11 protein-coding genes are annotated in these 9,620 nt (G+C 71.4%); 3 read left to right on the plus strand and 8 right to left on the minus strand.

The genetic code is table 11. From position 1 onward, the window contains the following. The coding region (locus tag E1267_RS40280) for a FluC/FEX family fluoride channel (RefSeq protein ID WP_132341022.1) at window positions 1-382 on the minus strand (382 nt) is incomplete at its 3' end. 74 nt (window positions 383-456) lie between these two features. On the opposite strand from E1267_RS40280, the gene E1267_RS40285 reads away from it, so the two are divergent. Further along, complete coding sequence (locus E1267_RS40285; protein ID WP_132341024.1) at window positions 457-1,170, plus strand: HNH endonuclease family protein; 714 nt, start codon at window positions 457-459, stop codon at window positions 1,168-1,170. A 3-nt stretch (window positions 1,171-1,173) separates the two neighbouring features. Here E1267_RS40285 and E1267_RS40290 read toward each other — a convergent pair whose 3' ends face one another. Further along, the gene (locus E1267_RS40290; RefSeq protein ID WP_132341026.1) at window positions 1,174-2,004 is read right to left on the minus strand and encodes an SGNH/GDSL hydrolase family protein; all 831 of its coding nucleotides are present in this window, start codon (window positions 2,002-2,004) and stop codon (window positions 1,174-1,176) included. Window positions 2,005-2,222: 218 nt separating this feature from the next. Here E1267_RS40290 and E1267_RS40295 point away from each other — a divergent pair, with 218 nt between their 5' ends. Further along, the gene (locus tag E1267_RS40295; RefSeq protein WP_132341028.1) at window positions 2,223-3,452 is read left to right on the plus strand and encodes an isochorismate synthase; all 1,230 of its coding nucleotides are present in this window, start codon (window positions 2,223-2,225) and stop codon (window positions 3,450-3,452) included. Here the strand turns inward: E1267_RS40295 and E1267_RS40300 are convergent, their stop codons facing one another. The 4 genes from E1267_RS40300 to E1267_RS40315 all read right to left on the minus strand — a co-directional run bounded on the left by E1267_RS40300 (window position 3,453) and on the right by E1267_RS40315 (window position 7,153). Beyond that, complete coding sequence (locus E1267_RS40300; RefSeq protein ID WP_246064608.1) at window positions 3,453-4,073, minus strand: YigZ family protein; 621 nt, start codon at window positions 4,071-4,073, stop codon at window positions 3,453-3,455. It lies immediately after the preceding gene. 287 nt (window positions 4,074-4,360) lie between these two features. After that, the gene (locus tag E1267_RS40305; protein WP_132341032.1) at window positions 4,361-5,116 is read right to left on the minus strand and encodes an ATP-binding cassette domain-containing protein; all 756 of its coding nucleotides are present in this window, start codon (window positions 5,114-5,116) and stop codon (window positions 4,361-4,363) included. After that, entirely contained in the window at window positions 5,113-6,153 is a 1,041-nt protein-coding gene (locus E1267_RS40310) for an ABC transporter permease (protein ID WP_132341034.1), read from the minus strand. Before E1267_RS40310 ends, E1267_RS40305 begins: the two co-directional genes overlap by 4 nt. A gap of 22 nt (window positions 6,154-6,175) precedes the next feature. Further along, window positions 6,176-7,153 (minus strand): sugar ABC transporter substrate-binding protein, encoded by a 978-nt coding sequence (locus E1267_RS40315; protein WP_220449911.1) that lies wholly within the window; start codon window positions 7,151-7,153, stop codon window positions 6,176-6,178. A 169-nt stretch (window positions 7,154-7,322) separates the two neighbouring features. Here E1267_RS40315 and E1267_RS40320 point away from each other — a divergent pair, with 169 nt between their 5' ends. Then, on the plus strand, window positions 7,323-7,961 hold the full coding sequence (locus E1267_RS40320) for a TetR/AcrR family transcriptional regulator (protein ID WP_246064610.1): 639 nt from the start codon (window positions 7,323-7,325) through the stop codon (window positions 7,959-7,961). Here E1267_RS40320 and E1267_RS40325 read toward each other — a convergent pair. Together E1267_RS40325 and E1267_RS40330 are read right to left on the minus strand one after the other, a co-directional pair. Continuing rightward, window positions 7,958-8,194: a hypothetical protein gene (locus E1267_RS40325; RefSeq protein WP_132341038.1), complete on the minus strand. Its 237-nt coding sequence runs from the start codon at window positions 8,192-8,194 to the stop codon at window positions 7,958-7,960. The genes E1267_RS40320 and E1267_RS40325 overlap by 4 nt on opposite strands. Window positions 8,195-8,208: 14 nt before the next feature. After that, on the minus strand, window positions 8,209-9,546 hold the full coding sequence (locus E1267_RS40330; protein WP_132341040.1) for a TRAP transporter large permease subunit: 1,338 nt from the start codon (window positions 9,544-9,546) through the stop codon (window positions 8,209-8,211). Window positions 9,547-9,620 lie beyond the last annotated feature (74 nt).

The following is a 9,620-nucleotide window of genomic DNA, read 5'->3' on the forward strand; positions in this document are numbered from 1 at the left end:
TCGTGGCGACCAGGTAGGCCAGCCCTGTCACCGGAGCGCCCGCCTCCACCGCCTGCCGCACGCCGTCCGCGTACGTCGAGAACGTGGTGTAGCCGCCCAGCACCCCCACGCCCAGGAACGGCCGGACGAGCCGGTGGGCCCGCCGCACCTCGGTGATCATCACCATGAGCACCCCGATGAGCAGGCAGCCCGACACGTTCACCCAGAACGTCGCCCACGGGAAGTCCGCGGGACCTCCCGGCATGGCACTCTGCAGGCCGTGCCGCGCGAGCGCTCCCAGCGCACCGCCGGCCGCGATCGCCGCGGGCACCTGCCAGCCCCCCTCGGCGCGCTGGGCGGGAACGTGCAGATCGACATCCGGGTCGATCGGACGATCAGTCATGGAACACTCCCCGTGTCGGCACACCGGATGCCGGGAACCTCTCTAGACAGCCTGGGAGCCGCACGGAGGACCGGTTGAGCACGAAGGACGCGATCGCCTTCCTCGCAGGAGCCGTCATCGTCGTTTCCCTCATCGACAGCGCCAAGACCACGCCGGCCACCGCGGCCGGCCCGCTGGGCAACGTCAGCGGCACGCTGCCCGGCCTGGCACCCATCATCTCCGACGCCGAGAAGGCCGACGCGCGCGCCCTCATCCAGCGCCTCCGGGTCAAGCGGCTCGGCCCCGGCACCGGATACCGGCGCACCAGGTACGGGGACAACTGGGCCGACGACGCCGTGGGGGTGCCGTACGCGCGCAACGGCTGCCGCACCCGTGACGACCTGCTGGCCCGCGACGGCCGGGACGTGACCTACCGGGCGGGCTCCAGCTGCGAGGTGGTCTCCATGAGGCTGACCGACCCCTACACCGGCCGGGTCATCCACTGGCGCAAGTCCGAAGCCGACGAGGTGCAGGTCGACCACGTGGTGCCGCTCAACTACGGCTGGCGCATGGGCGCGCCGCGCTGGCCGATGACCAAACGGCTCGACTTCGCCAACGACCCGCTCAACCTCCTGCCCGTGTACGGCGGCGCCAACGAGGACAAGGACGCCTCCGGCCCCTCGCGCTGGTTGCCGCCGCGCCGGGTCGTCCGCTGCGCCTACGTCACCCGCTTCGCGCAGGTCGCGCTCAAGTACGGCGTCCCCGTCACCCGTGCCGACAAGAAGGCCATGCTCGCCCAGTGCCGGTGACGGCTACCGGGGGTCGAGCCAGTCGAAGCCGCGCGCGTACGTCTGCTCGGCCAGCACCCGCTGCCCGGCCGTGCTGGGATGGAAGTAGTCCCACTTGCTGACGTGGTCGAGGGTGAAGGGGAAGGAGAACACCGCGCCGCCGTCGGTGCGGCAGGCGGGCCCGTACGCGGCGCACGCCCTGGCCGCCTCGCGGTTGTAGGCCATCACCCGCTCCCGCACCCGGGCCCTGCGCTCCTTGTCGGCCCGCTTGGCCGACCGGGGCTTGGCCAGCATCGTCTGGCAGATGCGGCCCAGCGTCCAGAACGAGCGGGCCAGCGCGTTGTCCTTGCCCGCGCGCCACAACCGCCGCAGGTCGGGGATGCTGGCGAAGAACACCCTGGCGCCGGGCATCCCGGCCCGCAGCTCCCTCAGCGCCCGGTCCAGCCGGGCGCGGTAGGTCGGCACGGGGGTCATCGCCTGCTCGGTGCGTACGCAGGCGTCCTGGGCTCCGATGAGGATCGTCACGTAGTCGGCCTTGGCCTCGACCGCCTTCTTCACCTGGCCGAGCAGGTCGGCGCTGGTCGACCCGGGGACGGCGAAGTTGAGGTTGTGGAGCGTTCCCGACAGCCGCGACAGGCGCAGATAGTGGCTGGACACCTCGCGGTGGTCGCCCGACGACCAGGAGCGCGCGGGGCAGGAGACGTACAGGCCGCAGGCGTTGAACCCGGTGGAGATCGAGTCGCCGAGCGCGGCCATGATCTCGGGCACGGGCTGGACGGAGGCGGCGCGTGCGGCGCCGGAGCCGGAGAGGACGACCACGACGGCGAGGGAGGCGGAGCCCAGACGAGCGATCATGGCCACCAAGGTAGGGAGTCGATCACGGGTGTCCTATGACGTCAGGGCGAGGTCTGCCATTTCAGGACCGACTTCATATCGCCGCTTGACAGGTCCGCAGGGGGTCGAGGTGTGGCGGAATCCCCTGTGCGTGCGGTTTATCCGGGTTCAATGTCCATAACCTCACATTCACAGGGGTCCGAGTCGAACATGTTCAGTTCCCGCATAGAGTGTCTCGGGTGAGTGTCGCGCTCGGAACAACCCGCCCGCTACCGGTTCGCACCACCCCTGTCGGCGACCCCGGTGACCTGCTGGCTTCCCTGCCCAGGACGGCACCTTACGCCTGGGTCAGAAACGGCGAGGGCCTGGTCGGCTGGGGCGAGGCCGCCCGGGTCACCGTGCCTCCCGGCCCCCGCAGGTTCGCCTGGGCCCGCCAGTGGCTGGCCACCGTGCTCGGCGACGCCCACCTCGACGACGCCGTGCGCGCCCCCGCCTCGGGCCCCGTCGCCTTCGGCAGCTTCACCTTCGACGAGGACGCCCGCGGCTCCGTCCTCGTCGTGCCGCGGGCGGTGCTCGCCCGGCGCGGCGGGCACGCCTGGCTCACCACGATCGGCGACGCGCCGCTGGAGACGTACTCCCCCGTCCGCGACCCCGGCCGCATCAGCTACGGCGACGGCAGCCTGAGCGCCCCCGAGTGGGAGCACGTCGTCGCCCGCGCCGCCCGGCGCATCCGCGACGGCGAGCTGGAGAAGGTGGTGCTGGCCCGCGACCTGCTCGCCACCGCCGAGCGGCCCATCGACGTGCGGCTGCTGCTCACCCGGCTGGCGCGGCGCTATCCCGAGTGCTACACGTTCTCCGTGGCGGGGCTGGTGGGGGCCACGCCAGAGCTGCTGATCCGGCGTACGGGGCAAGAGATCGAGTCGCTCGTGCTGGCCGGCACGACCCCGCGCGGCACCGGCCCCGCCGACGACCTCGCGAGGGGCGCCGCGCTGTTCGCCTCGGCGAAGGACCGCCACGAGCACGAGTGCGCGATCGCCTCCGTACGCGACACGCTGGCTCCGCTGTGCTCGGCGCTGATGACGCCCGACGAGCCAGAGCTGCTGATGTTGCCCAACGTCCAGCACCTGGCCAGCCACGTCACCGGCCGGCTGGCCGACGGGGCGTCGGTCCTCGACGTGGTCGCCGCCATGCACCCGACGGCGGCCGTCGGAGGCACGCCCACCGGCACCGCCATCAAGGTCATCCGCGAGCTGGAGGGCATGGACCGCGCAGGCTACGCCGGTCCCGTCGGGTGGATCGACGCCAACGGCGACGGTGAGTGGGGCATCGCGCTGCGCTCGGGGCTCGTGCAGGGGCGGCGGGCGCGGTTGTTCGCGGGCGGCGGCATCATGGGCGACTCCGACCCGGCCGCCGAGCTGGCCGAGGCCCAGGCCAAGTTCCGCGTCATGCAGTACGCCCTGGAAGGCTGATCACTCCGGGACGTGCAGGTCCTCGCCCACCGACACGCGGGCCCGGCCGGCCGTCAGCCCGGCCACCCAGTCGGTGAACGCCGCCACCTCGTCGGCGCCCACCGCCACGGCGAAGGTCACCTCTCCCGCGTACGCCACGTCCCGCACCAGGTGCCGTGAGGCGCGCAGGTCGTTCTCCACCCGCCCGGCCTGGTCGTGTGCGACCGCCACGCTCACCAGCCTGGCCGGCACCATCCGCACCGGCTCGGCCCGGTCGAGGGTCTCGGTCACCGCCGAACCGTAGGCCCGCACCAGCCCGCCCGCGCCCAGCAGCGTGCCGCCGAAATAGCGCGTCACCACCGCCACCACGTCGCTGAACCCCCTGCCCACCAGCGCCTGCACCATGGGCGTGCCCGCGGTGCCGCCCGGCTCGCCGTCGTCGTCGCCCTTCTGGACGCGCTCGCCGATGACGTAGGCCGTGCAGTTGTGGGTGGCGGACGGATGCTTCTGCCGGCGCTCGCCGATGAAGGCCGCCGCCTGCTCGACCGTGCGCGCCGGCGCCAGCGCGCAGATGAACCGCGATCGCCGCGCCTCGGTCTCGTGCTCGACGGGGGTGGTGATGGTCAGGTACGGCGCAGGCACATCCCCCAGCGTATTGCCCTCCGGCCTCACCCCCGGTCGCCGGCGCCCTTCTCCGCCAGCGCATCGACTCGGGCACGACATGCGACGGCCGCCCGGCTCCAGGAGCTCGGGCGGCCGTCGCGCCGGGTAATAAGGGGCCGTACAGAAGAGAGCGCCACCGTACGACGCCGGGCGCCTTTACGTTGTAGATCAAATGATCCTCCGGTAGCACTGGGCGTACCTATCAGGGTCTTTGCCCGGTCCGTACGTCGAGCGGATCGCCGGAATCGGTCAAATGTCGCCCAAATTCACTCCCGTTCCAGCTCGTGGGCCAGTTCCTCCAGCTCCGCCCCACCGGACATGAGCGCGGTCAGCTCCTGCGTGGTGATCTCGCCCTTGGCGTACTCGCCGAGGCTCGTGCCCCGGTTGAGCAGCAGGAAGCGGTCGCCCACCGGGTAGGCGTGGTGCGGGTTGTGGGTGATGAACACCACGCCGAGGCCCCGGTCGCGGGCCCTGGCGATGTAGCGCAGCACCACGCCCGCCTGCTTGACGCCCAGCGCCGAGGTCGGCTCGTCGAGGATGAGCACCCGGGCGCCGAAGTACACGGCCCTGGCGATGGCCACCGACTGCCGCTCACCGCCGGACAGCGTGCCGACCGGCTGGTCCACGTCGCGGATGTCGATGCCCATGGCCCGCAGTTCCTCGCGCGCCACCCGCCGTGCCTTGGCCACGTCGAAGGCCAGGCCCCTGCGCGGCTCCGAGCCGAGGAAGAAGTTCCGCCACACCGACATGAGCGGGATCATCGCCAGGTCCTGGTAGACGGTGGCGATGCCGCGGTCGAGCGCCTCGCGCGGGCTCGCGAAGCCCACCTCCGCCCCGTCGACCAGCAGCATGCCCGCGTCGTGCCGGTGCACGCCGGACAGGATCTTGATGAGCGTCGACTTGCCCGCGCCATTGTCGCCGAGCACGCAGGTGACCTGTCCGGCCGTCACGCCCATCGACACGTCGCGCAGCGCCAGCACCGAGCCGAACGTCTTGCCGATGCCGCGGGTCTCGAGAATCAATGTCGCACCTCCTCGGCGTACCGCCGGACCAGGCGGTTGGCCAGCGTCGCCAGCAGCAGCATCGCGCCGAGGAAGAACTTGAACCAGTCGGCGTCCCAGCCCAGGAACACGATGCCCTTGTCGGCCATGCCGAAGATGACCGCGCCGATGGCGGCCCCGACGGCCGAGCCGTACCCGCCCGTGAGCAGGCAGCCGCCGATCACGGCCGCGATGATGTAGATGAACTCCTGCCCGATACCGATGTTGGCCTGCACGGACGTGTAGCGCAGCGCCATGATCGAGCCCACCAGCCAGGCCGCGAACGCCGTGGTCATGAACAGCGCGATCTTCGTCCGCGCGGCCGGCACGCCGACGTTGCGGGCGGCCTGCTCGTTGCCGCCCACCGCGAAGATCCAGTTGCCGACCCTGGAACGCATGAGCACCCAGGTGGCCACCGCGGTCACCACGACCCACCACAGGATCGCCACCCGGAACGAGGTGCCGCCGATCTCGATCGTGCCCGCGAAGACCGCGGCCGCGCCCTCGAACCCGTCGGCCCTGCGCAGCCCGCCGACCTGGACCGTCCCGGTGATGGCCTTGGTGACGCCGAGGTTGATTCCCTGCAGCATGAGGAACGTGCCCAGGGTGACGATGAAGCTGGGCAGCCGCGTCCTGGTGACGACCATGCCGTTGGCGAACCCCACGGCCAGCGCCACGACGAGGCCGGCCAGCATGGCCGCCCACACGTTGAAGCCGAACCGGGTGGCCAGCGTGACCAGGATCAGCCCGCTGGTGCCGGTCAGCACGCCGGCTGACAGGTCGAACTCGCCGCCGATCATCAGCAGCGCCACCGCGACCGCCATGATGCCGAGCGTGGCGGCCGGGTCCAGCCAGTTGGCGATGCCTGCCGGCGAGCGGAACACCGGCGACTGGGAGGCGAAGAACGCGAACACCGCGACCATGCCGACGACCGCGCCCAGCTCCGGCCTGATCAGCAGCCGCCGGACCGCTCCCACGTCGGCCGTGCGGTCGTCGGTCCGGACCTGTGCGCCCGTCACGCGGCCGCCCCGGCGCACGTCGTCATCGGGTGCCCACCTCGGCCAGCTTGGCCACCTGCTCGGCGTTGTCCTTGGTGACGAAGCCAGGCCCGGTGTTGACCGGCAGGCCGCCGCCGACGGTGTTGAGGTTCGTCCTGTACAGGTTCAGGAACGTGATCGGCAGGAACCCCTGCAGGTACTGCTGCTGGTCCACGGCGAACAGGATCTCGTCCGCCTTGATCGCGTCGACCACGTCGGCCGACAGGTCGAACGTGGCCAGCCTGGCCTGCGAGCCGGAGTCGCCGATGGCGTCCCTGGCGGCGATCGCGATGGCCGGGTTGAGTGCCAGCACGCCGTTGACCTGCTGGTCCGACTGGAGCTTCGCGGTGACCTTGGAGGTCACGTCGGCCAGGTTGCCGATGTCCACCTGCAGCCGCTCGACCGTGCCGCCGAGCGTCTCCTCCGCGCCCCCGCAGCGCTGGTCGAGCCCGACGTTGCCGGCCTCGTGGACGACGCAGACCAGTTTGGTGACGCCTGCCGCCTTGAGCTGCTCGCCCGCGCCGCGCCCGGCGACGTCCTCCGACTGACCGACGTGCGTGATGGCGCCGAATGCCTTGGACGACTCCGCGCCCGAGTTGATCGTGACGACCGGGATCTTCGCCGCGACGGCCTTGCCGACGGCCTCCTTGAGCGCGTCCGGGTTGGCCATCGAGACCACGATGCCGTCCACCTTCCCGGAGACGGCCTGGTCGATGAGCTGCGACTGTTTGGCGGGGTCACCGTCGCCCTGGTAGGTGACCTGCACGCCGTACTGCCTGCCCGCGGCCTCCGCGCCGTTCTTGACCACGTCCCAGAAGGAGTCGCCGGCCGCTCCGTGGGTGATGACCGCGAAACTCGCGTCACCGCCCCCGGCCGCGGCGGACGAGGCGGGCGGGGCGCTCTGCGCGCTCTCCCCTCCCGAGGAACAACCTGTCATGACAAGCGCGCCCACCAGGGCCAGCACGATCGGGGTACGTCTCACAGGACACCTCCAAGACCAACGGGCTAGCCACGGTTCTACCTCAATGTCAACACCATGTATAGACATACGGACCAATGCGGCGATCTTCTTCCCTTCGCGACGTGATGCGCACCCCATACGCGTGTCGCGGCTGACAGAACGGAACCGTACGTTCCCTTAAGATGGACCCATGACGAGCGCACCCATGAGCGGCCGCAAGGCCCAGGCCGCACGTAACGACGAGCTGATCCTCCAGGCGGCCAGGGCGGTCTTCACCTCCGACCCGGGTGCCCCCATAGCGGCCGTGGCCGAGAAGGCGGGGGTCGGGATCAGCGCGCTCTACCGCCGCTATCCCAGCAAGGAGGCCCTGCTGCAGAAACTCTGCGGCGACGGGCTGAAGCTCTACATCGAGGTCACCGAGCGGGCGCTGGCAGAGGAGGGCGACGCGTGGGAGGCATTCGCCGGCTGCCTGCGCGGCCTCGTCGACGCCGACACCAGCTCACTGACGATCAAACTGGCCGGCACCTTCCACCCGACGGAGGAGCTCGACCGCGACGCGGCCAGAGCCGGCGTCCTGGCCGAGGAGATCCACCGCCGCACGGCCGAGGCGGGCGCGCTGCGGCCCGACGTGACGGTCACCGACATCTCGCTGCTGCTGGAGCAGATCGCCTCGATCAGGCTGGGCGACGAGAAGCGCACCGCGCAACTGCGCCACCGCTTCCTGGCCCTCGCGATGGACGCGCTGCGGGTGCCGGCCGGCCACCGCGAGCTGCCCGGCCCGCCGCCCGAGGACGCGGAACTCGCGGCCCGCTGGAGCCCGGCAGGCTAGTCCTCGCCGGGTTTCCAGCCGAACACGTACGCCATCACGAAGGCGAGCAGGCCGGTCGCGCCGGCCGCCACGGTCATCGCCAGGCCCAGCGCCGACACGACGCCGGAGACCAGGCCGGGGCTGCCGGCGATCAGGCCGGCCGCCTGGGTCAGCACGACGACGACCCCGAGCACGAGGAACAGCACCAGGCCGATCTTGAACAGGACCATGGTCGTGGTCTTGACGGCGTTCACGTTGTGACTTCCTCTCAGATCGGCAACGCGCCGGTGGCCACCAGCACGCCGATGACGAGCGTCGGGATGACGAACCAGACGATCAGGCGGACGAACGTCCTGGCCGGATCGACCTGGGCGATGCCGCAGGCGATGTAGATGGGGGCGGCGCCCGGCGGGGAGGCCCCCTCGGTCGAGGCGAAAATCATGACGGCGGTGGCCGCGGCCGCCGGGTCCATCCCCGCGGCGGTCAGCGCGCTGAAGGCCACGCCGCCGACCGCGGCGATCGTCGCGGTGGAGGTCAGCGGCGCGGCGACGATCACGATCAGCAGGCCGACCAGGGTGGCGATGACCACGGCCGGGGCGTCGAGCGACTGCATGATCGTGGTCAGCTGCTCGACCAGGCCCAGCTCGCCCAGGGTGGCGGCGGCCGCGAAGGCGAAGAACAGCGTCGCGCCGATGACCGCGTACCTGGGGGCCAGGTCGGCGAGCAGCTCACTCCAGGCGCGGCCGGTGCGCGGCAGCCGCTTCCACGCCACCGCGAGGGTGACCAGCACCGTCAGCACGGGGATCCACACGACGATGCTGACGTCGCCGGCCGCCTCCCCCACCCGCGACTCCATGAGCTCGACGCCGAAGTCCAGGGTCATCAGCACCGGGACGACGATGCCCGCGTACACCAGCAGCGACGTCCACCCTGCCCGCAGCGCCGCCCGCAGCGGGACGATGTCGGCCGCGGCGGTGGCGGCGATCCCGTGCCGCCGCACCCACAGGAACACCAGCACGAACCGGTACGCCACCGTCCACAGCCCGCCCACCAGCGCGGGCACGAACAGCTGGTCGGCGGTCAGGACGGGCGCCACGGCCGCGGACCCGAGCAGCAGGAAGATCGACGAGCTCGGCGGGATCGAGATGCCGAGCCCGGCGTTGCCCGCCACCAGTGAGGCGGCCAGGTCGGGGCGCCAGCCCGACTTCGTCATCCACGGGATGGTCACCGATCCCACGGACGCGGCGATGCCGGACCCGGAGCCCGACGGCCCGCCGAGCAGGGCGGCGGCCGAGGTGGAGACGTACCCGGCGCCGCCGCGCAGCCGGCCGAAGACCGAGTTCAGCACGGTGACCTGCTCCTGGATGAGCCCGAGCCGGGTGAGCAGGTAGCCCATGAACACGAACGCCAGCGCCGCGAAGACGACCTCCTCGGCCAGCGCCTCGGTGATGCCCGCCCAGGCCAGGCCGAAGAAGTCGGCGCCGCCGAACAGGCAGATGGCCACGAACCCGAGGAGCATCGCCTCACCGATGCCACGTTTCAGCACGCCGTTCCAGACGACGATGATGGCGATGTAGGCGACGAGCGCCCATACGGCGATTCCCATGGCGAAGTTCCTCCAGTGGGGGACGGTTCCACGCGCTTCGGCGGGCGGTGGGCGGGGGTCCCGGGGTTCAGCCG

This window comes from Nonomuraea longispora (genome assembly GCF_004348345.1).
Classification (GTDB): Bacteria; Actinomycetota; Actinomycetes; order Streptosporangiales; family Streptosporangiaceae; genus Nonomuraea; species Nonomuraea longispora.